The following is a 22,774-nucleotide window of genomic DNA, read 5'->3' as shown; positions in this document are numbered from 1 at the left end:
CCTTGTCCTGTAACCCGTGTGTCATTGGCTTTGCCGCACGGAACTTGCTCACCCTGCCTGCCTGTTACGTGCACGCAGGGCCAGTGCACCGCCGACAACAACCACGATCGCGCCACCTACGCCAGCAACGATCCAGAGAGTCCCATTCCCGTCGGCCTCATTCGCGGCCTTCTCCTTCTGGGGGTGACTCTGAGAGTCCTTACTGTCCTGCTTCTTCGCAGTGTCGGGGGATGCCGATGGCTTCGGCGACTCCTTCTGACGTGCAGCGAGCAACGGATTGACGTCCGGGTCTCCGGGGTCGCCCTTGCCCTCGAGGAGGACCTGCGCGGGCCGGACCGTCCCGTAGCCGATGTACTTACTGGGGACCGGGCCGTTATGTCCTGCGGTATCCATCATGACCCGAAGGACCTGGTTGGCAGTCCAGTCGGGGTGCTTGGACCAGATGAGGGCTGCGGAGGCTGAGGCTAGGGCGGTGGCAACGCTTGTGCCTTCGCCCTCGCAGTACTTCCCGCTGCTTTCCGTGCAGTGGATGGGGGCTTCCTCCCCTGGCGCTGCGAGGGCAACTTGGGGGCCTGTGTTGGAGAACTTGGACACCTTCCCCGTGGTACCGACGGCGCCCACTGCGACAACACCGGGGATGGCCGCCGGGAATTCGACGCGCTCAGCACCCTCGTTGCCGGTGCTCGCGAAAATCAACTTGCCTTTACTGAGTGCGTACTTCACCGCAGCTTCCTGCTCTGCGCGATCCGTACCCAGTGCCCGCCCACCCATCGAAAGGTTGATGATCCGGGCGTCAGAGTCGGCGGCGTATCGAATTCCCTTTGCGGCGGCTTTTCCGCCGCCGATGGAGACCTTGTCCTTGATTACTGTTACAGGAAGGATCTTCGCATCGGGAGCCAGCCCTTTAAGCCCGCCTTGCGCTCCACTTCCGGCGATGGATACGGCCATGTTGGTGCCGTGCCCATTCGTGTCACGCCATGCGTCTGGGGCCGTGTTGTAAAAGTCCTTGCCTTGCAGAACGCGTCCCCGGATCTCAGCGGCTTCGGGGTCGACCCCTGTGTCGAGCACCGCTACGGTCACGCCTTTGCCTGTGCTGACCTTCCACAGGTCGTCCGCGCGCATAGCGTCGAGGTACCACTGCCGGGACTGGATGTCCTCTGCTTGGGCTGTGGGGAGGAGCGCGCCGCTGTGAGTCAGCGTTAGGGCGCCCACCAGGGGCACAGCGCGACGCCAGACTCTGCGGTGCACGGAGCGGAACATAAGGAAGCGGAACTCCTAGTCGATGACGGGTGGGACGGTTCTGTGTCGACCGGTCGACCAGGTCTCTTCGTCTTCTGCCAGGTAGTCGGGACGACTCCCCGCACCCCGACGTCGGTCTTGAGCGGGCGTGGGTGCGCCCGAGTGGATTGCCCCTGTACCTGCAGGGTTGAACTCCCCGTGTGTGCGTGCGGACGTCCGGGTTGCACCTACAGGACCGCCGGGCTCGGATGCGAGTCGTCTACCGGAAGGTGCACTACCTGCTGCCGGCGTGCCAGGAATGGGGGAGGCGCCGGAAGCGGTCCGCCCGGCCATGGCACCCTCGCCAATCGCGCCCCCACGGGGTGAGTTGGGCCCTACAGGCCCCCCAGGTGCCGAAGCCAACCGTCTGTCGACCGGTGTAGTGCGTTGGGTGGGCGAACCCGGAACCTGTCCTGGCCCTGTCGCGACACGACGACCAGCGGAGGATCCTTCACCGATGACTGTGCCGGGAAGCCGGGGCCCGACAGGGCCTCCTGGCTGGGTCGCCAACCTGCGACCGGCACTGGTACCACTCTGAGCCGGTGTGCTTGGAACGGTGCTGGGACCACCAACCGCTCCACGCCCTGTGTGTGTTCCTTCGCCGATCACCGTGCCCAGGGGTGTCCGTGGTCCTGTGACCCTGCCACCCCCGGGTACGGAGCGGCCTGCAGCACTCCCGCCCGATGGCGAACCGGGAGAAGAGACGCCCGGACGAGTGGTCCCAGTGGTGCCTTGCGAAGGCGCGGTGCCCGGCTTTCCTGTAATCGGACCAGGTGGCGGTGGGAGCCCAGGCCCAGCTGGTGAGGGAGCAGGGCTGTTTGTGTGCGGACCAGTCGGTGTGCTGGGCGGGGTAGTCCCTGCCTCAGGAGGTGCCACAGTCACGGAGTCGATGCCCGTGTTCACCGGTCCGTCGCCGATGGGCGGCGTCGGGCGGTCAGAGCTTGCTTCACGGCCTGTGTGCCCTGGCAGAGGTGCGGGAGCGCCAGAGGTCCCACTGGGCATCCCCGTTGTGCCGTTGGAGACCGCCCCGCTGGCAGAGGCGCTTTCTGTCCCGTACTCACGCTCCGTGCTGCGACCAGAATCACCCGGCGGCGGCGCAAAGTTAGGCTCCGGCTGCGCCAGCATCCGTTCGCCCGAAGTGTTGTAGTACGAGGAGAGCCGGTTCAGCTGGTTGATGGCCTCCTGCCGCTTGGGCTCCTCCTCCGCCTTCCGCTGCTCTTCTTTCTCAGGGTCCGCGTAGGTCTTCGCATCCGGTTTCGGAACCGCGGCCTGGGCAGAGCGCAGCGCCTGGCTGGAGTTCTGCATTTCCTGGCTGACGGTGGCCGTGTAGTCGGAAAGGGCGAGTGTCTCGGAGACCATGCCTCGACCCCACTCCCGGAAGGTCTCGGCGGCCACGCCGTCCCACTCGACCCGACCGATATACGTGCGGAGGTCGCGGGCGATGGCATCGATCTCCGGAGCCGCCGCTCCCAGAGCCTCAGCAGCGCTGCTCAGGTGTTCCGGCTTCGCAGAGGCCACCATGGCGTGCAGCTCGGCCAGTGAGCGTCCTTCGAAGTTGTCCCCTGCCATACCGATCCCCCGTTAACTGAACGTGCCGGAAGTGGCGCCATCGGCACCGCCGTTGGCCGCCGGCGGCGTGGTGCCCGCACCACTGCCTGCGTCCTGCGCAGGCTCACGGTAGTGCTCCTCGGCGCGGCGGCGAATCGTCTGATAGCGCTCTGCCTGCTCTGCTTCGACGCCTTCGTAACCCTTGTCCGTGATCTGCACGGCGATGCCCAGGCCCTCGATCTGTTCACCGAAGGCGCGGCTGAGTCGCTCGAGGCGCGAGCGAACCGTTTCGTACGACTTGCCCAGGTCTTCCGCAGCCGCGAAGCCTGTCCCGTATGAGGCGGCGGTGATGGTCTGTTCGCCGATCTTGCCGTGCTGGGCAGGGGAACCGTTCAGACGGTCCAAGAGGTCGTCGATGCGCTTCTTGAAGGTCTGCAGGTCCACTCTGCTGACGGCAAGGTCCTTGCCGTTTCCGGGCCGTCCTTCGGCCACAACAACCCCCGTTATCAGGCCAGTTAAGTCCTGTCCACCCTATCCATCGCGCCAGGCGGTCACAACAGTCATTTCGCGCAAAGATCGTAACCGGCCGGACGCTACCGAGCCTGCGCCACCGAGGATGGCGACTGCTGTCTGACCAGCACGGTAGCCAGCCCTGGAGCTTCGGCTCTGAGTACCCCTACTCAGGTCGATCTCAGCCATACGAGGCCCGCCCCCCCCCAGGGGAGCGCTATGGCCATCCGAGGCCGGGCGGTCCGGCCTGATGCCGCTTCAAGGGGGACCGGATCAGGACCTCCCGATTTCCGAGGTTCCTCAGTACTCGGTGTCCAGGTTGGTGCCCTCAGGGGCGCGGAAGCAGCCAGATACTACGTGCACAAGAATCATAGGCTCCTCCCTTCTTTTCGATCCCTTTGAAATCAGCAGCTCTGCATTGATCGAGAATCGATCTTTCTCGGAATCTGCAGTCAGTTCGAGTGATTCGGCGGCGCTTTCATTAGGGCCGTACTTGACGATCTTCCAGCCGTTCTTAGGGAGTTGCTCCCTGAGGCGCTCAAATCCAGCCTTCAAGTCGTCTTCTGAAGTGTCATAGATCGACCATGGGTGGCGCGTCTTGTAAAGGTGTTCAGGGTCTTCACTGCATTCTGAGATCCCGGGCCCCGGCTTCGTCACCTTTCCGTCGCGGATGCCGATCATATCCAGGACGTTGCTCGAGATGGCTTTGGTCTTATCTCGCGCCTCTTCGGTTTTCAGAGTTTCGGGCGTGTAGTCCAGGTCATTCATCGAAGTGCTGCATCCTGTCGCGGCTATTAGTGCTGGGACGAACGTGCAGATGACTCGGTGCTTGAGGGGTCGTCTTGCCTTGGCGGCGCGCGTGGCCACTAGTCCTCCTTTACGTCGTCGTATTTACCGACGACGACGGAAGCTTGATTCTTGAGGCTCTGTGAACCCTCGTCCCAGTAGCCGCTGTGCCCTTCCGTGTCCACGGTCATGCGATGGGCCCCGAATGCTTCATCGGAGGGGGCCATCTGCATGAATCCAGCGTTGTAGGGGATTCCGTTCCATGTGTGGACGTCCCATTTGTAGCCACCTAGGCCTGCTACCTTCCCGCCGATCACTACACGGTCATCGCCCGCAGTCTCGGACCACACGTGGTCTTTGCCCACATCGAGCTCGCTCGCATCGGCCACAAGCATTCCAGGGCTTCCGGCCGCTACGACATCATCCGCAGAGAGATCTCCAGTGAGGGCGGCTGCGCCGACGGTTGTGGATCCGTAGCTGTGGCCAATTACCGTAGTGTGGCTGTTATCGGCACCCCCCTGAACGGCCTGTAGGCCGTCCAGGAACTGATTCAGCTCGGGGGCGCCATCGAGCGCCCACTCCTTCCCCATCGCCTCGGGCACAAGGCTTTGCGGCGCATCGTAACCTATCCAGGTGACGGTTGAGAGTGACGCATTCGGGGCCTGCGAATTCCCCTCGAGCCAAAGGTCTGTCATGCGTTTGATATCGCCTCCCGCTTCAGGGAGGCTCGAAAATGTTCCTGGGACGTAGACTGCCGTATGGTCGGCCTCGTCGGGGTTTCCGTTGGCGACGATGGCTCGACCAGTGCCTTTATCGTCGAAGCCCAATAGATAGGCTGGAGGCAACCCTTCTTTCCCGGTGTCCTTGAGGCGAGCTTGGATGGCGTCCATGCCTCCTATGGTGCTATTCAGGGACCTGTACCTATCGCCATACTGCTCGTTCCACTGTTTCCAGGCCTCGGTTTGAACGACAGCGGGATAATTGCCGTCGGGATTGGGGGCGTATTGCTTGGGCGGTTGCGGGATTCCGCTCAGTTCGAGTTCGTATCTACCCCTGGTCTCCGCGAGAACAGTACGGTTCGCCGAGTCCCGAACTTCAGCCGGTAGTCCGTCCATCGCTCCGATACTGGCCGGGTGCAGGGCCGCGTAGCTCTCGCGCTCCTCGGCGGACAGCCCCTGCCACCACTCCGCGTTCTCCTTGGGGCTCCCGCCCTTGGGAGGCTCGGTGATGCTGTCCAAGTAGTCGTCAGCGCCCTTGAGGACGCCCTGCATGTCCTTCTGGGCGTCGGCCCAGTCGCCGTGGGACACCGCCAGGTCGTCGTCCGCTTTGAGGGACCGGAGCTTCGGTGCCCACTTCGCGTCGGCCTCCGTGGCTTCCTGTACGGCCTGGGAAATGCGGTTGGCGTAGCCCTGCGCGATGGCGTGGTTCGGGTTCGGGTTGACGCTGTTGGCCTGGCGTTGCAAGGCCTCGGCGAGGTTGGAGCCCTCGATGTTCGCGCCGCCGGAAGCCGAACTCCCTGGTGCCTTGCCGTCGGTCTTGGCTTCAGCCGCGGGGTAGCTGACCGAGCCGTCGGCGCCCACGGTGAACTTCGACCCCTCCGCGTCGGCGATAGCCTCGCGCAGCTTCTTCTGGGCGGCTTGCAGATCGTGGGCGAGTCCGTTCAGGGCTGTGCTGATGAGGCCGCATTCGACCTCTGTGTAATGGAAGTTGCGAGACAGGCGCTGGAGTTGGCGGATCGAGGCGTCGGTGGTGTCGCCTTTCAGGGAGTCCCGCATCTTGACGATGATCTCGTTGTCGACGCTCTCCTGGGCCTTGCCCGCCATGTCGCTGGTGCTGCGATAGCCGTCAGCGGCTTCCGAGAACTCGGACGGCTTCAGGGATTTGAGGGTTGCGAAGTGCATGGCTCCCGGTCACCGGTCCTTGCTCTGGCCACCGACGCCGGCGGTGTCTTCGTCGCCGTCCTTGACGGCCATCTTCGACAGGGCACTCTTGATGGCCTGGTCGTTCTTGTCCTGGTCGTTGCCGAACTTCTCGAAGAATCCCTGCAGTTCTCCGCATCGACGGCTCACGTCCTGCAGATACTTCTGCCAGGAGGTGTGGACTTCCTTCAGTGCCTTGCCGCTGAGGACTTCGCCACCGCCCGTGCCAGTGCCGGCTTGGCCTTCTTCGAGCTGGGTGAGTGACTTCTTGATGTGCCCGCGCAGCGTGATGAGCGACTGCCCGGCCTGGTTCCAGGCGGCCTTGTCGGATCGGATGGTTCCCGAGCCGCCGCCGGCCCATCCGCCGCCGTCCCCGGCACTTGCGAGGCTCATGCCGGCTGCATCCTGCTTCGCCGCAGCCCACTCGGCTTCGAACGACACTGAACTCCCCCTTGCTCGACCGCTCCACGGTGGCTGTCCGGAGGGTACTCGGGGCATCCCCGCGCGCACGTGAGTAGGCGTACTCAGATCCGTACCAGCCAGGCCAGTTGGCCGATATCTAACCGGTGCCCACACGACCTGTCCGAGAACGGGGCTCGTTGACCGACCCGGCGGGCCGGAAGGCATAGTAGGCGCGGGCAAGTGCCCAGTACCGGGGCCGACGTGACCGATGCGGCCCCGCGGGGGAGGAGCGGGATTCATGGCATCGCGGCGGGACGAGCTCAGTGCGTACACCTTCGCGAAGAAGGTGGTCGTGTCGTCGCTCCTGGAGCCAGCGGGGAACGGCACCGAGGAGAACGCGCCACGCCCCCTTCGCGCTGTCGTACCGGGCCTGGTCATCGGTGCGCTGATCCTCGCTGGATTCGGTGCCTGGGGGATGTTCAAGCCGAGGGTCCCCAAGGGGTGGGACGAGCCCGGCGCCAAGGTCATCGTCGGCAAGGAGTCCACGACCCGCTACGTCGTACTGACCACCGGCAAAGGCAAGGACAAGAAGACACTCCTGCACCCGGTCACGAACCTGGCCTCCGCGCGCCTGCTGCTCAAGCCCGAGGAGTACGGCGTGGTCCAGGTCGACGACGAGATCCTGGACGCGGGCAAGCCGCCCCTCGGTCCCATCCTCGGCATCCCGTACGCACCGGATCGGCTGCCCCCGGAAGATGAGGCCGGCAAGGCCAAGCGGTGGGCCGTGTGCCAGCAGCCCGGCGGCGGCAAGGGCGACCCGGTCCAGCAGGCGGCCTTCGTCTTCGCCGACCGCGACCTCAAGAAGACCGAGGGCAAGAGCCGCCTCAGTGGCGGCCAGATCCTGTACGTCAACGACAAGCGCGGCAAGCGCTACCTGGTCGACGCCAGCGGCACGAAGTATCTCGTAGCCGGGCGGGCCGGCGACTTGCTGGAACGCGCCCTGGTCGGCCTGAACAAGAAGCCGCAGCCAGTCACCGACGCATGGCTCGCGACACTTCACGAGGGCAGCCCGGTCGACTTCCCGCGCATCCCCGGCACCATTGGCGCCCCGGCCGACATCGACGGCGGGCTGTCGGGCCAGGAGAACCAGGTCGGCAGGGTGCTCAGGGCACAGACCGGCGACGGCCCGCAGCACTACGTCGTACTGCAGGGCACGGTGCAACCGGTGTCCGACTTCACCGCCTGGCTGCTCATCAACTCGCCGCAGACCGACAAGCTCAACATGCGCGGCAGCGCCGCCACCGTCGACGCCCAATCCTTCACACCCGACCCCGGAAGCTTCGCTTCGCAGTACGACTGGCCCAAGAACAAGCCGGCCCAGGTCAACTCCGCCTCCGGCGGATCGGGCAGCGGCCGGGACACGGTGTGCAACGTCCTGCGCAAGGTCGACGACGACGGCGATACGACGCTGTCGACCTGGGCGGGCGCGGACTATCCGGCCGAGCTCTCCGCGGGCGGGACGAGTTCGTACGTGACACCGGGCTCGGGGCTTCTCTACACCCAGATCCGGGGACGGCAGACGAAGCCCAACGGCTCACTGTTCCTGGTCACCGACACCGGACTGCGGTACGCGGTACAGGCCAACGGCGACAGCGACGCCGACCGGTCCGACATCGGCACGGGCGACCAGCAGAAGCCGAACGACGGCCGCCCGGAACCGAGCGACGCTCAACGCCGACTCGGCTACGAGTCCGTAACCCCCGCCCTGATTCCCTACGCCTGGTCCGAATTCCTCGCCAAGGGGCCCCGCCTCGACTCCAACAGCGCGCGACAGCCGCAGGGTTCATGAGGGCCGCTGCGATGACGCGACGTACACGACTGGCACGGCGGGCGGCGCTCACGTGTCTGCTGACAGGGGTGCTCATGCCGACGGTGGCACCCACACCACCAGCCTCGGCCGAAACCGCCACCGCCACCGCCACCGCCACCGCTACCGCTACCGACATCCGCACTGGCATCAGCGGCACAGGCCAATGCACCTTCCCGATGAAGAAGCAGTACGAGGGAGTCCCTTGGGCCCTTCAGCGCGTACTGCTCGACGAGCTCTGGCGCACCACCAAGGGCAAGGGAGTCCGGGTCGCGGTGATCGACACCGGCGTCGACAACTCCAACGTCCAGCTCAAGTCGGCTGTCGACGCCGGTGCGGGCAGGAACTTCCTCAAGGGAGGAAAGGCGACCGACGGGACCCTCGACGAGGTCGGTCACGGCACCAAGGTGGCCGGCATCATCGCCGCACGTCCCCGCAAGGGGACCGGGTTCGTCGGCCTGGCCCCCGAAGCCACCATCATCCCGATCCGCCAGAACGACGAGAAGAACAGCGGCGACGAAGACACCATGGCCAAGGCGATCGACCACGCCATCGCCGAGAAGGCCAAGGTCATCAACATCTCCCAGGACACCGAGAAGCCCCTTGGCCCTGACTCGGCGCTGGCCCGGGCAGTACGCAAGGCACTCGACCAGGACATCGTGATCGTCGCCTCCGCGGGCAACGACGGCCTCGACGGCCGAGCGAAGAAGACCTACCCCGCGGCCTTCGACGGCGTCCTGGCAGTCGCAGCCTCCGACCGCAACAACGAGCGCGCCGCCTTCTCCCAGCCCGGTGACTTCGTCGGCGTCGCCGCACCAGGCGTCGACATCGTCTCCACCGTCCCCCGTGGAGGCCAGTGCTCAGACAACGGCACGAGCTTCTCGGCCCCGTACGTCTCCGGCGTCGCCGCGCTCCTACGGGCCGAGCATCCGACCTGGACAGCGGAACAGGTCATCGCGCAGATCCAGCAGACCGCCGAGCGCAGCATCAACGGCCGTGATGACTACGTAGGTTGGGGCGTAGTCGACCCGGTCCGGGCGCTTACCGAGGACGAGGCCCCGATCAACTCCCCGAGCGCGGACCCAGGCCCCCCGCCCGCCGAGGCACCTGAGGTCACTGACCTGGCCATAGGCGAAACACCTCAAGAACGCGATAAGCGCTACGCCACGTACGGCATTGGCGCCGCCGTTGTACTCATCACGGTGGTTGCCGGAGCGGCCATTACCGCTAGGGACGCTCGGCGGCGACGTAGCCATCACACGTAAAGTGCCGCAAGGCAAAGGCTTTTCAACCGGGATGTAGGGGGACGGTCGCCATGGAGGACTGGGACCAGAGCAAAGCCGATGCAACCGCAGATACGCGTCTGAACCAGGTACATCCGTCCGGTGGGGCAGGCGGCACATCGGACTTGACCGCGAGCCCTACACGCAAGAGGGCCGCTGCGAAGGCTATCGAGACCCGCCTGGAACCCGAGACCGCCCGCGACGGACGGCACGCCGAAAGCTCCATGAACGCGGCGGCCAAGGAGTTCGGAGCCAAGGACGGCGAAGGGTGGCAGACGTCCAAGGCCCTGAAGAAGGCCCTCGAATCCTGGGAGAGCCAGGTCAAGGGGCTGGTCCATCGGCTCACCAACGAGAAGAGCCAACTACGGGAGGTGGCATCGCGTTTCGATTCCACCGAAGGTGGCACAGCTGAGCAGCTGTCCAGGATGAAGTCCGGAATCGACGGCCTCTGACCGTTTACGAGATCTGTTTGCACCCGGGGGAAACATGCCATCGTTCCACGAAGTCATGTCGACGGAACCGGCCAAGCTCACAGCGGCTGCTGACCGGTGGGAAGAGCTGGCTGGGAAGTTCAAGAAGCTTGAGGACCAGTACGAGCGAGACGTCTACGGCGTCGCGAAGGGAGCCGTCTGGTCCGGCTTGAGCGCAGAGGCAGCGAAGCTCCGCTTCGACACCACGCTCAACGAATACCGCGCCGCCCAGAAGGAAGCGAAAGCCCTCGCGTCGTTGCTGCGCAACGCACACACGCAACTTGCCGACCTCCGAAATCGGGTCAAGACGCTGCGTGAAGAGGCGGTGCAGAACGGCATGCGCGTCACTGACCAGGGCAACGTCTCGTACGACTATGACCGCCTCGACAAGAGCGCGAGGGTGGCCGTGGCGCACGATCCCAGCTACGCGGAGAGCATCCGGAACGCGGTCGGCGAGTGGGACAAGGCCATCAAACAAGCCGTTAAGGCAGTGGGCGAGGCCGATGCAGCGCTCGCGAGGGGGCTGAAGACTGTCGTCGCCGACCGAAACCTGTCCGATGGCACCGTGATGGGCTTCAACTCGGAAGCGCATGGGAACTTCCGGCGATACCAAGCTGAGGAAAAGGCCCATGCGCGAGAGCGGGATAAGTCTGAGGCCACGACGCAGACTGACGGCTGGGACTCCAAAGGCAAAGCTACGGCGACTGGTCCCGATGCCGGAGCATCGGCCACCGGCGTTGAGTACGGCAAGCAGGGCATGCTCAAGGCGTACGCCGATCTAGGCCACGCGACCGCGGAAGGATCGCTGTCCAGCGGAGACGTGAAACTCTCAGGGATCGGCGATGCCTATGCGGGCGGGAGAGCCACGGCAAGCGCTGGGATCACCGAGGGCGGACTCTCTGGAACTGCCGAAGTGTCCGCCGGAGGGAGGGCTTTGGCTGAAGCCAGGGCCGAATCCGGGCATGTTGGTGCTTACGGTCGGGCGACCGGGTTCGCCGGCGCCGAGGCCGGTGTCAACGCCGGGGTTGGACCGGAGGGGGTCAAGGTCGGTGCGGAGGCAATCGCAGGGGCGAAAGCCAGTGTCGCTGGAGGTGTGGAGGCTGGCGGGATCGGCGCCGGTCTGACAGCCGAGGGCTGGGCCGGCCCCGGTGCGGAGGCAGGGTTGAAGGTCGCGAAAGAGGACGACGGCAAGTTTCATGTGGGCGCCAAGGTGGGCCTCTCTCCAGTTCTCGGCGGTGCCGCGGGCTTCGAGTTCACCGTGGATCCAGAGAAGGTTTCCGACACCGCAGGTGCTTTGGCCGGTGCCGTAGGGGATGCAGCAGGTGCTGTCAGGGACGGCGTCACCGGTCTGTTCTGATGGACCGACCGCCACAGGAAGGAGAGTGAGACATGTCCACGGAACTGCCAGTGCCGATCGAGTTTCGGCTGCCGGAGGGCTGGTGGGCAGCGTCCCCGGACCAGGTAGGTGCCTCGGATGTGGCGTTCGTTGCCCTGTACTCAGAGCCGGACGACGGATTCACCGCCAACATCACCATTGACGGCGAGTACCGATCGGATGCCATGGCGCTGCATGAGATCGCTGACGAGTCGGTGCAGCGCATGCGCGAGCTCGCCGAGGAGGTAACGGTGAACGGCCGCAGTGAGGTCGATTCCGCTGATGCACCTGGCCTGACACAGACGCTGACCTTCACGACCGTCGCAGGTGGCACACGCCGTCCTCTAGTCCAGGCTCAGGTGTATCTGTCCATGCTGGACGCCGATGATCCGGGAAAGCGTGCGGTGGTCCGGCTTGCTCTGACCGCCGCCGCTGCCCAGTACGAGAATGTCCTGGGGGATTTCCAGGAGTTCGTACGCACCGTTCGCCCGGAGACCTGAGACATGAGGTGGTGAAGGCATGGGCCTTTTCGACAAGCTGACCGGAACGGAGCGCCCCACTAGTGGAGTTACTCCGTGTTCCGCTGAGGAAGTTCACGCTGCCCTGCTCGCCCTCAACGGGCCGGAAGTCCCGTACGTCGTGCGAGATGGCGCTCCAGAGGGTGTCGACCTGGTGGCGGAATGGCGCATGACGGAGCCGGCCTGGCACACCTTCTTCGCCAGAACCCAGCTGAGCCGCGCAGTTCAGATCCGGATGCGCCTGGTCTCGGGGGGCCACGAAGTCCGTGTCGTCGAAGAGCAGAGGGAAGTCACCTGGGTCGGGGGCAGCCCCAGAATCGCGATGTCGCGCGAATACGGCCGGGGACCGACCAAGACGGTTTCCCGACACTGGACGATCGGACGCGGATCCGATGGTCACGTGGAGAGGACAGAGACGTTTCGCTACGACAGCTCCGAGCTCAAGGAGCCCCTGCGAGGCGCGGTCCTCAAGGCTGGTTGGACATGGCGCGGAGTGGTCTTCGGCAAGCTCTGATTGGTCGGCAGGCGGCCAAAATCGGCGAGAGCACCTTGCCGATTGCATGTGATGGTGCACAGGGCAGGTGAGAGGGTGCCTCGGCGTGAGGCGCTGCTGTTGCCAGTACTGCGGTCGCTCAGCTGGTAACCGACCGAGCAGCCTCAAACAGCTCCAACGTCGCCAGGCACAGCGGAAGCAGCGACAGCAGCACCGCGCTCTCCGCAAGGTCGAGGAACCGTCCCCAGAACGGCGTCAGGCCCTTCTTCGGCACGATGAGCCCGATCGCCGTGAACAGGGCAACTCCAGCTGCACCCAAGGCGAACAGCCACATAGCCCGAATATCCAGGCCGGTCCGGTCGCCGTAGCGCAGCAGTTCGTTCATCAGGTCGGCCGGAGGGTTCGTCGCCAGCCCCGCCAGCAGCAGGCCGATCGACGCGATCCCGGCGAGCAGGGCCGAGGCAACCTGTGCGGTGTACCGGAACAACCGGGCCCGCAGCAGCATCGACAGGCCGGCGGCGAGCGCCAGGAACTGTGCCCACACGCTGTCGGAGAATCCGAGCACACCGGCCGCGACAGCGACCACGACCGCACAGCCGCCGACCAGGCCGAGCAGCAGCTCATGGCTGCGACGGGCCCGCAGGGCGACCTGCTCGGCGTCTACCGGAGTACCGACGGGGTGGACCTCGGCGGTCAGCTGAGCCTGGCGCGCATCCGCCGGGTCCGGATCCGCCCCGAACATGTCGACGGCGCTGCGCGGTGCGATGTACCCGATCGGCAGCCGTGCGAAGCGGGACGAGAGACCGGGCAGGAAGGCGATCAGGCCGACAGCGATCGGTACGCAGACCGAAGCCGTCTCCGTAGCCGAAGCCTCGGTCAGGATCGCGACGAACGACGCGAGCGTGCCCGCCGCCGTCACGAACACAGCCCCGACAAAGGGTGCGGAGCCTCCAGGGCTCAGAGCCAGCAGCACCGAGGACGCCACCAACATGCACACGCAGCCGAGCAGGAACTGCAACCGCCCCGGCCCGTCCCCCCCGTCCGGCCCCACAATCCCGGAGCCCGCAAGAAGCAGCATCGGCAAGGCGGCAAGCCCGAAGGCGACCGACCCTGCACGGTCCCCGTAGGCACGTGCACGAGCACCTGCGAAAGCGGTCAACAGGACACCTGCCGCACCCGCCACCACACCCGGCAACCCGTTCATGTCGTGCCGGGCCGGGTCCGCCGACCAGAGCAGGTAGCTCATCAGGACCAGCAGCAGCACAGACCCGAGCAGCGATGCACCCCGCAGCAGCCCGTCGCTCCACAGCCGCCGATCACGTCCGACAGCCGAGGCCACCGCATCGGAGACGGAGTCGAAGACCGCTGGCGGCAGAGAGCGGTCCATCGGACGCAACGTGAGCCGCTCGCCGTCGACCACGCGCTGCGCGGCCAGGGTGAGGGTGGGGTCCAGCAGTGTGCCGTCCGCCCGGACCAGGTGGTAGCCGGTCGGTGTGCCCGCCGCCTGGGTCTGGCCGGTCAGCCGTAGCAGCTCCGGATAGATCTCGGCGACCGGCATGTCCTCGGCGAGCGCTAGGTCGATGCGGTTGTCCGTCGCCGCGACCGTGACCCTTCGAAATCCCGTCCCCGTGGTCGTACTCAACTCGCTCATCCCCCTAACAACCGTGGCGCGTGCGGTGCTTGGTTACGCGCGGTGCGCGCAACCCTACCCGGCACGGCTGTGGCGGTTACCCGTACGATCGCTCTCGTGCGGAGGGGGCTGTCGTCACGGGGGCGCCGGCACACGAGGTGACCTTCCGTTCGGACCATCCGCATGGGGGGATTGATCTTCCGGTGAGCCAGATCGTCGTCAAGCGGCCGCCGCGCGCGGCGCTGCCGGAAGTGCCGACGCACGAGGTCGTGCTGCAGAGCCCGCCCGAACTGCCGCGTGGGCAACAGGAAGGCGTCCTGCTGCAGCTCCTGCCGATGCTGGGCATGGGCTCGTCGGTGGTGTTCTTCTTCATGCCGGGTGCGCACCCGTTCATGCGCATCATGGGTGTGCTGATGCTGCTCTCGACCGTGGCCATGGTGATCGCGCAGTTCGTCCGGTATCGCCGGGGCAACCAGGGGGAGATGGCTGACGGCCGCCGCGACTATCTCAAGTACCTGGCCCAGTTGCGGCGCGCGGTGCGCAGGACGGAGCGGGCCCAGCGCAACGTCCAGCTCTATGTCCACCCCGACCCCGACCAGCTCTGGTCGGTCGTCGCCGAGGGCACCCGGACCTGGGAACGCCGCGTAGGCGACAGCGACTTCGGACAGGCCCGCATCGGAGTCGGCCCGCAGCAGCTGGCCACCCCGCTGATCGCCCCCGAGACCGCCCCCGTCGACGAGCTGGAGCCGCTCAGCGCGGGCGCAATGCAGCAGTTCCTCGCCGTGCACGGCGCTGTCGAGCGCCTGCCGGTGGCGCTGTCCATGCGCGCCTTCTACCACCTGACCATCTCCGGCGACGGCGCGAGCGCCCAGTCGACTGCCAGAGCGCTCGTCGCCCAACTGGCCACCCTGCACTCGCCCGAAGACCTGATTGTCGCCGCGGTGACCGAGCCCGGGGCCGCCTCCGACTGGGAGTGGGTGAAGTGGCTTCCGCACACCCAGGTGCAGGGATCGCTCGACGGGGCGGGCACCAAGCGTCTCTTCGGCGATGACGTCGAAGAGGTCGAGCAACTCCTCTACGACCAGCTCGAAGGCCGTCCGCGGTTCAGCCGCGAAGCCCCGCCGATCCTCGACCGGCCACACATCGTCCTCGTCCTCGACGGCGCGAGGATGCCGACCACCTCCCTGCTCGCTGCCCCCGAAGGACTGCAGGGCGTCACCGTCATCGAAGTGATCGACGGCCACCTCGAAGAGCCCCCCGGCGGCCTCAACGCGGTAGTCCACCCTGGAAAGCTGCGCCTGGAGACACAGGGAGACGTCGTATACGAGGGCGAGCCGGACAGCCTGTCCCTCGTCGAGGCCGACGTACTCGCCCGCCGACTCGCGCCCCTCCGCATCGGCGGGGACGACGACGAACCCCTCCTTGCCAACCTTGACTTCACCGACATGCTCGACCTCGGCGACGCAGCCACCGTCGACGTCACCCGCACCTGGCGCCCCCGCTCCATCGCCGAACGCCTCCGCGTACCCATCGGTGTCGGCGAGGACGGCGAGCCGATCATGCTCGACCTCAAGGAGGCCGCCCAGGACGGCATGGGCCCGCACGGCCTGTGCGTCGGCGCCACCGGTTCCGGCAAGTCCGAGCTGCTCCGCACCCTGGTCCTGGGCCTGGCGGTCACGCATACCTCCGAGACCCTGAACTTCGTTCTCGCCGACTTCAAGGGCGGCGCCACCTTCGCGGGCATGACGGACCTCCCGCACGTCTCAGCCGTGATCACCAACCTCGCCGACGACCTCACCCTCGTCGACCGCATGGGCGACGCAATTCGCGGCGAACTCCAGCGCCGCCAGGAACTCCTGCGCTCCGCCGGTAACTTCGCCAGCCTCCACGACTACGAGAAGGCCCGCGCGGCAGGCCAGGCCCTGGAACCGCTCGCCTCTCTGGTCCTGGTCATCGACGAGTTCTCCGAACTCCTCACCGCCAAGCCCGATTTCATCGAGATGTTCATCCAGATCGGCCGCATCGGCCGGTCCCTCGGCGTGCACCTGCTGCTCGCCTCGCAGCGCCTGGAAGAGGGCAAGCTCCGCGGCTTGGACACGTACCTCTCGTACCGCATCGGCCTGCGCACCTTTTCCGCCGCCGAGTCCCGCGCAGCCATCGGCGTCCCCGACGCGTACCACCTGCCGTCCGTCCCCGGCTCCGGCTATCTGAAGTTCGGCACCGAGGAAATGGTCCGCTTTAAGGCCGCGTACGTCTCCGGCTCCTACCGCAGCGGCGGTCCGGCGGTCGCCGAAGGGCAGGCACTCCTCGAGCGCCGCTCCGCGATCTTCACCGCAGCCCCGGTGCCCGCGACGTACGCCCCGCACGACCCCCGTACGGCTGATGCCCGCCCGGCCCCCGCACAGGGGGGAGCCCTCACCGAGACAGTCCTCGACGTCATCGTGCGCCGTCTCGAGGGCCAGGGCCCGCCGGCCCACGAGGTCTGGCTCCCGCCCCTGAGCCGGTCCGCAACACTGGCCCAGCTGCTGCCACCCCTCACTACGAACCCGGCGCGCGGCCACACCACCACGGACCCCCTGGTCACCGGCCAGCTCGCGGTTCCCCTCGGCCTGATCGACAAGCCCTTCGAGCAGCGACGCGAAGTCCTCTGGCAGAACTTCTCCGGCGCAGCCGGCCACATGCTGATCGTCGGCGGCCCGCAGTCCGGCAAGTCCACGCTGCTGCGCACCCTCATCTCGTCCTTCGCGCTCACCCACAGCCCGCACGAAGTCCAGTTCTACGGGCTCGACTTCGGCGGCGGAGGCATGGCGGCCCTCGCCGACCTCCCGCACGTCGGCGGCATCGCATCACGCCTCGACCCTGAACGCGTACGCCGCACCGTCGCCGAGGTCGTCGGCATCCTCAACCGCCGAGAGGAGTTCTTCCGCGCCCACAACATCGACTCGATCGCCACGTACCGCCGCAAGCGCGCGGCAGGCGAACTCCCCGGTGAACCCTGGGGCGACGTCTTCCTCCTCATCGACGGCTGGGGAGCCTTCAAGAACGACTACGAGCTCCTCGAAGAGGTCGTCGGCGACCTCGCGGGCCGGGGCCTCGGCTACGGCATCCACATCGTGGCCACCGCCTCCCGCCACATGGAGATCCGAGCCTCGATCAAGGACCAGCTCCTCGGCCGCCTCGAACTCCGCCTCGGCGACACCATGGACTCCGAGTTCAACCGGAAAATCGCGGCCAACGTCCCCGTCGGCATGCCCGGCCGCGGCCAGACCCCGGAGCACCTCCACTTCATGACGGCACTACCCACCATTGACCAGGTGGAGACGGGCGAGGACCTCGCCGAGGTCACGGCCCGCTTCGTCCAGACCGTCCGCGGAGCCTGGACCGGGCCTGCCGCCCCCACAGTCCGCCTCCTGCCCCGCAAGGTCCCGGCCGACCATCTCCCCAAGGGCTCCGAGTCGACGGACCAGGGCCTGGCGATCGGCCTGGACGAGACGAACCTTGCCCCGGTCTACGTCAACTTCGACACCGACCCGTTCTTCCTCGTCTTCGGCGAAAGCGAATCAGGCAAGACAGCTCTGCTTCGCCACCTCGTCCACAAGATCTCTGAGCGCTACACACCGGACGAGGCGAAGATCGTGGTCGGCGACTACCGCCGCTCCCTCCTCGAAGTCGTCCCGCCCACCCACCTCTTGGAGTACGCCCCGACGGCAAGCTCACTCCAGACCCACATGAACGCTCTGGCCCAGCTGATGGAACGACGCCAGCCCCCGGACGACGTCACCCCACAGCAGCTCCGCGACCGCAGCTGGTGGACCGGCGCCCAGCTCTTCGTCGTGGTCGACGACTACGAACTCGTCTCCACCCAGGCCGGCAACCCGCTCTCCGCCCTTGTCGACCATCTCCCCTTCGCCCGCGACACCGGCATCCGCTTCATCATCGCCCGCAGCACGGCAGGCGCCTCCCGCTCGATGTACGAGTCCTTCATGCAACGCATCAAGGAACTCGGGGCTCAGGGAGTGGTGTTGTCAGGCGACCCGAACGAGGGCGACATCCTCGGCAACGTGAGGGCGAAGCCGATGCCGCAGGGGCGGGGGCACTTCGTATCGCGGAAGCGGGGGGCGCCGCTGGTGCAGTTGGGGTGGACGCCGGATCTGCGGTGACGTGGTATGGGAGCACAGGTGAGGGCGTCACTGTTGCCGTGATCGACACCGGCGTGGAGAAGACCCCGATGGAGCTGCAGGGGCAGGTCCTCGATCGCAAGGACTTCGCACCACACAAACCAGGCGACGAGCACACGGACTACGAGGGCCACGGCACCGGCATTGCCGGTTTGATCGCCGGCACCGGAGCTGGGCAGGGTGGCGACGGTGCCTTCGGGCTCGCTCCGGGCAGCAAGATCCTGCCTTTGCGTATCCCGTTCGACAGCCTGGGGTCGAAGTTCGACAAGCCACTGGTGGAGGCGATCCGCTACGCGGCCGACTCCGACGCCAAGGTCATCAACATCTCCATCGGCGGGCCCGCAGACATTGCGGGGGCGGACGCGGTGGTTGAGTACGCCCTGCCGAAGGGTAAGTTGATCTTCGCCTCTGCTGGGAACGAGGGCGAACACGGGAGTCCGGTGGAATAGCCTGTGCGACACCTGGCGTCGTCGGGGTAGCGGCACTCGGGCGGGACATCTCCACAACGGAAGAGTCTTCCCATGGGCGTCACGTCGACCTGTCCGGGCCTGGGGACGAAATGGTCAACGCGTGCGCAGGCAATTCGGGCCTGTGCGAGTCGCACGGCACGAGCGGTGCGGCAGCTATCGCTTCAGCGTCTGCTGCACTCATCTGGTCCAAGCACCCGGACTGGACAAACAACCAGGTGCTCCGCGTCCTGGTCGACACGGCGGGCGGGCGGGGCCAAGAGCGGCAAGGAGCGAACGGACTACGTCGGCTACGGCGCGGTCCGCCCTCGTGTCGCGCTGAAGAACCCCGGTGACCCAGGTCCTGCGGACAAGTACCCGCTCCCTGATTTTCCCAAGGCCATAGCCGAGCCATCCTCTCCCGCCTCTGCCACGGCGACTCCTGGCGAACGGAATCGAAAGAAGGCGGCTCCTGCCACGGGCTCTGGTCCGCTGGACGGAAACGGCAGGGTGTGGATAGCCGTGGGGCTCGGGGCAGCGCTCGTCGGGGGAGCAGCCACCATGGCCGTGCTCCGGTCCCGTCGGCACGCCTGACGCGGCTGAGTACTCAGACGAGAGTTCGCTGCATGGCCACGGGCCTGCGGCCTCCTTTCGTAAGCTGGCTAGGCATGCCCGTCGCGCCGATGTGACGGGCGGCACAGTGTCCATGCCGATGGGCGAGCAGTAGAGGGTGACGAGTGAGCGACAAGCATCAGGAGTTGGCCGACTTCATCTGGTCGGTGGCAGATCTCCTGCGCGGTGACTACAAGCGTTCCGAGTACGGCAAGGTCATCCTGCCGATGACACTGCTGCGCCGCATGGACTGCGTGATGAAGGACACCCGCGAGGCTGTGTGGGCGCGCGACGACTCCTTTGCCGGGCAGAACAAGGACGCAGTCCTCCGCGCCACGGCAGGCCGCGGCTTCTACAACCTCTCGAAGCAGACCTTCGCCACCATCGGTGCCGACCAGGACACAGAGAAGGTCGAGAAGAACCTGAAGGACTTCATCGGTGGCTTCTCCTCAGAAGCCACCGAGATCCTCGACCACTACGCCTTCCACCTGCAGATCGATCGCCTGGCCAAGGCCGGACTGCTCTACCTCGTTGTCCAGAAGTTCGCTGAGATCGACCTGAGCCTTGAAGCCGTGGACAACCACAACATGGGCTACGTCTTCGAGGAGCTGATCCGCAAATTCGCGGACGCCTCGAACGAGACCGCCGGTGAGCACTTCACTCCGCGCGAGGTCATCGAGCTGATGGTCGAGCTGCTCCTGGCACCGGACGGCGACCGCCTAAACGGTGCGTCCCCCGTGATCGACATCCTCGACCCGGCCTGCGGCACCGGCGGCATGCTCTCGGCCGCCGAGGAGCACATCAAGGCCCTGAACCCTGCCGCGCGCGTCAACGTCTTCGGACAGGAGCTCAACGCTGAGTCATACGCGATCTGCCGCTCCGACATGCTCCTCAAGGGCCAGACCGCCTCCAACATCCACTTCGGCAACTCCTTCACCCAGGACGGCCACGAGGACGAGCAGTTCGAGTACATGCTCGCCAACCCGCCCTTCGGCGTGGAGTGGAAGAAGGTCGAGAAGCAGGTCAAGCAGGAGCACGACGACCGCGGCTTCGACGGCCGCTTCGGCGCCGGCCTGCCCCGGATCAACGACGGCTCGTTCCTCTTCCTGCAGCACATGATCGACAAGATGCGGCGACTCAAGAAGGACGCTGACGGCAAGGAGATCGGCGGCAGCCGCATCGCCATTGTCTTTAACGGCTCCCCGCTCTTCACCGGTGGCGCGGGCTCCGGGGAGTCTGAGATTCGGCGCTGGATCATCGAGAACGACTACCTCGAAGCGGTCGTCGCGCTCCCGGATCAGCTCTTCTACAACACCGGTATCTCGACGTACTTCTGGATTGTCACCAACCGAAAGCCGAAGAACCTCAAGAACCGGATCATGCTCATCGATGCACGGGACCAGTGGTCCAAGATGCGCAAGTCGCTGAGCAACAAGCGCAAGGAGATCGCCGAGGACCGTCGCATGGAGATCTGCGCCTGGTACGGGGAGGCGTACCGCCTCGCGCGTTCCGGTGACGGATCGCAGCACTCTGTGCCGGACAAGGTCAAGATCTTCGACGCGGACGCCTTCGGCTACCAGCGCATCACTGTGGACCGACCCCTGAAGCTACGCTTTGAGGTCACCGAGGATGCCTTGGACGTACTGCGCGTGGCCAAGGCGGTAGAGAAGGAGCTCGGCGAGGGCGGGCCGGAGAAGCTGGCGAAGGCGCTCAAGCCGCTGTTGGGTAGCTCGTGGGGGACCAAGTCTGAGGCTTGGATCGCTCTGGGGAGGGCGATGGACCACGCGGGTATCACTTGGCCGAAGAGCAAGCCTTTCGACAAGGCGATGCGCGATGCGGTCGGCGTGCCGGACCCGCAGAGCGAGATTCAGTACGTCAAGAAGGGGCAGGTCGAACACGACCCGGACTTGCGGGACGCCGAGAACGTGCCATTGCGCGAGGATATCGACGCTTACTTCGCGCGGGAGGTGAAGGAACACGTCAAGGATGCGTGGATTGCAGATTTCAAAGACCCCGCCACTAAGGAGACTGTGCGCCATCGCGTAGGGTACGAGATCCCATTCACTCGCCACTTCTACGTATACAAGCCCCCGAGGTCGCTTTCTGAGATCGACGCAGAACTCAAGGCTTTGGAAGCGGAGATCCAAGCGCTGTTGGGTGAGGTAGCGGGACGATGAACGAAAGCACTCAGACCGTTCCTTTGTGGCGTCTAGCCTCCAAGATCGGGAGCGGGAAGACGCCGTCAGGTGGCGCTACGTCATATGTGGACAGCGGTGTCACGTTCCTGCGTAGCCAGAACATCCACTTCGACGGTCTACGCCTCGATGATGTTGCGTTCATTGACCGGGCAACGCATCTTGAAATGCTTGGTACCAGAGTCCGCGCGCATGATGTCCTCCTCAATATCACTGGGGCATCTATCGGGCGCGCAACCCATGTGCCGGCTGAAATTAGCGAAGCGAACGTGAATCAGCACGTCTGCATCATCCGCCCCGCAGGCGGAGTCAACTCCCGATTCCTTGCCTACGCTCTTTCTGCAAGTCCTGTTCAGTATCAAATCTCGTTGATGCAAGTGGGGGGGAACCGGGAAGGGTTGAATTTCGACCAGGTTGGGCACTTGCGAGTCCCTGATCTCACGCACGAGGAGCAGGCCCGAGTCGCCGATTACCTCGACTGCGAGACGGCCCGCATCGACAAACTGGTCACTCTGCAGCTTTCCGTGCGCAATAAGCTCGACGAACGAGAGCGTGCCCTCCGCGACGGCCTGGTTCACGACCTTGCAGAGTCATGCGGGGAGCTTCCACTACGACGCTTCGTAACCAAGATTGAGCAGGGAGCGAGCCCTCAGTGCGAGGCTGTGCCGCGAGAGGGGGCGGATAAGTGGGCTGTTCTCAAGCTGAGTGCCGTTAGGCAGGGGCGATTCGATCATCGAGAGAACAAGCGACTCCCCCAGGATGTCGTGCCCACCCGGGCCTATGAAGTGCGCCCTGGTGACCTTCTCGTGACGCGTGCGAATACACCGAACCTGGTGGGCGATGTGGCTGTCGTCACCGACAGATCGCAGAGGCTGTTGCTGCCTGATCTCATCTACCGAGTTGGGCTCGTTCCGGAAATGGACGCGTCCTTCGTCGCCCAAGTGGCACTTAGTAGTCGGGTGCGGCTGCTTATCGAATCAGCGGCACGTGGATCATCGCAGTCCATGGTCAAAATCCGCGGCGAAGACATCAGGGAGTGGCCGATCCCTGTGTCTACCAGTTCTCAGCAGCGGGCCCTCCTTGTTGAGGTCGAGCGAGGTGTCGAGCGTACGGCCAGACTCCGCGCGGCTGTTGACCGACAGCTCTCCCTCCTCGCCGAGCGCCGCCAGGCGCTAATCACCGCAGCCATAACAGGGCAACTCGACGTGACCACAGCCTGCCAAAGCACCCCGGCATAACTCCCAGCCGCCGCCGACCACGTACG

General features: G+C 65.7%; 15 protein-coding genes and 1 pseudogene. 10 read left to right on the top strand and 6 right to left on the bottom strand.

Annotated elements, in window-relative coordinates:
- Window positions 1-48: 48 nt before the first annotated feature.
- From QIT00_RS05205 to QIT00_RS05185, 5 genes are all read right to left on the bottom strand, one after another.
- A complete protein-coding gene (locus QIT00_RS05205; protein ID WP_282533886.1) occupies window positions 49-1,248 on the bottom strand; it encodes a S8 family serine peptidase in 1,200 nt (399 codons plus the stop codon).
- A gap of 1,611 nt (window positions 1,249-2,859) precedes the next feature.
- Window positions 2,860-3,270 (bottom strand): hypothetical protein, encoded by a 411-nt coding sequence (locus QIT00_RS05200; RefSeq protein ID WP_282533885.1) that lies wholly within the window; start codon window positions 3,268-3,270, stop codon window positions 2,860-2,862.
- Window positions 3,271-3,636: 366 nt separating this feature from the next.
- Complete coding sequence (locus QIT00_RS05195) at window positions 3,637-4,104, bottom strand: hypothetical protein (RefSeq protein ID WP_282533884.1); 468 nt, start codon at window positions 4,102-4,104, stop codon at window positions 3,637-3,639.
- Window positions 4,105-4,202: 98 nt separating this feature from the next.
- Entirely contained in the window at window positions 4,203-6,023 is a 1,821-nt protein-coding gene (locus QIT00_RS05190) for an alpha/beta hydrolase (protein WP_282533883.1), read from the bottom strand.
- A gap of 9 nt (window positions 6,024-6,032) precedes the next feature.
- A complete protein-coding gene (locus QIT00_RS05185; protein WP_282533882.1) occupies window positions 6,033-6,482 on the bottom strand; it encodes a hypothetical protein in 450 nt (149 codons plus the stop codon).
- A 259-nt stretch (window positions 6,483-6,741) separates the two neighbouring features.
- Here QIT00_RS05185 and eccB point away from each other — a divergent pair, with 259 nt between their 5' ends.
- The 6 genes from eccB to QIT00_RS05155 all read left to right on the top strand — a co-directional run bounded on the left by eccB (window position 6,742) and on the right by QIT00_RS05155 (window position 12,470).
- The gene (gene eccB, locus QIT00_RS05180) at window positions 6,742-8,292 is read left to right on the top strand and encodes a type VII secretion protein EccB (protein WP_282533881.1); all 1,551 of its coding nucleotides are present in this window, start codon (window positions 6,742-6,744) and stop codon (window positions 8,290-8,292) included.
- Between the two features lie 74 nt (window positions 8,293-8,366).
- Window positions 8,367-9,575, top strand: a complete 1,209-nt coding sequence (mycP, locus tag QIT00_RS05175; protein ID WP_349017160.1) for a type VII secretion-associated serine protease mycosin — start codon at window positions 8,367-8,369, stop codon at window positions 9,573-9,575.
- Window positions 9,576-9,625: 50 nt separating this feature from the next.
- Window positions 9,626-10,045 (top strand): hypothetical protein, encoded by a 420-nt coding sequence (locus tag QIT00_RS05170; RefSeq protein ID WP_282533879.1) that lies wholly within the window; start codon window positions 9,626-9,628, stop codon window positions 10,043-10,045.
- Window positions 10,046-10,100: 55 nt separating this feature from the next.
- Window positions 10,101-11,420 carry a hypothetical protein gene (locus QIT00_RS05165; RefSeq protein WP_282533878.1) on the top strand — a complete coding sequence of 440 codons (1,320 nt, stop codon included), beginning with the start codon at window positions 10,101-10,103 and terminating at the stop codon, window positions 11,418-11,420.
- Window positions 11,421-11,452: 32 nt separating this feature from the next.
- Window positions 11,453-11,938 carry a hypothetical protein gene (locus QIT00_RS05160; RefSeq protein WP_282533877.1) on the top strand — a complete coding sequence of 162 codons (486 nt, stop codon included), beginning with the start codon at window positions 11,453-11,455 and terminating at the stop codon, window positions 11,936-11,938.
- 19 nt (window positions 11,939-11,957) lie between these two features.
- A complete protein-coding gene (locus tag QIT00_RS05155) occupies window positions 11,958-12,470 on the top strand; it encodes a hypothetical protein (protein ID WP_282533876.1) in 513 nt (170 codons plus the stop codon).
- Between the two features lie 118 nt (window positions 12,471-12,588).
- Here QIT00_RS05155 and eccD read toward each other — a convergent pair whose 3' ends face one another.
- Window positions 12,589-14,091, bottom strand: coding sequence for a type VII secretion integral membrane protein EccD (gene eccD, locus QIT00_RS05150; RefSeq protein ID WP_408909728.1), 1,503 nt, complete (start codon window positions 14,089-14,091; stop codon window positions 12,589-12,591).
- 191 nt (window positions 14,092-14,282) lie between these two features.
- Between eccD and eccCa the strand changes: the two genes are divergently transcribed.
- The 4 genes and pseudogenes from eccCa to QIT00_RS05125 all read left to right on the top strand — a co-directional run bounded on the left by eccCa (window position 14,283) and on the right by QIT00_RS05125 (window position 22,748).
- Entirely contained in the window at window positions 14,283-18,239 is a 3,957-nt protein-coding gene (eccCa, locus tag QIT00_RS05145; protein ID WP_282533874.1) for a type VII secretion protein EccCa, read from the top strand.
- A gap of 68 nt (window positions 18,240-18,307) precedes the next feature.
- Window positions 18,308-19,059, top strand: a pseudogene (locus QIT00_RS38895) (S8 family serine peptidase).
- A gap of 381 nt (window positions 19,060-19,440) precedes the next feature.
- The gene (locus QIT00_RS05130) at window positions 19,441-21,492 is read left to right on the top strand and encodes a type I restriction-modification system subunit M (protein ID WP_282533873.1); all 2,052 of its coding nucleotides are present in this window, start codon (window positions 19,441-19,443) and stop codon (window positions 21,490-21,492) included.
- 86 nt (window positions 21,493-21,578) lie between these two features.
- Window positions 21,579-22,748, top strand: coding sequence for a restriction endonuclease subunit S domain-containing protein (locus QIT00_RS05125; RefSeq protein ID WP_282533872.1), 1,170 nt, complete (start codon window positions 21,579-21,581; stop codon window positions 22,746-22,748).
- The last annotated feature ends 26 nt before the right edge of the window (window positions 22,749-22,774 follow it).

The organism is Streptomyces luteolus (assembly GCF_029968015.1).
Lineage (GTDB): Bacteria > Actinomycetota > Actinomycetes > Streptomycetales > Streptomycetaceae > Streptomyces > Streptomyces luteolus.
The sequence above is the reverse complement of the archived record's forward strand: the minus strand, read 5'-3'. Positions and strand labels throughout refer to the sequence as shown.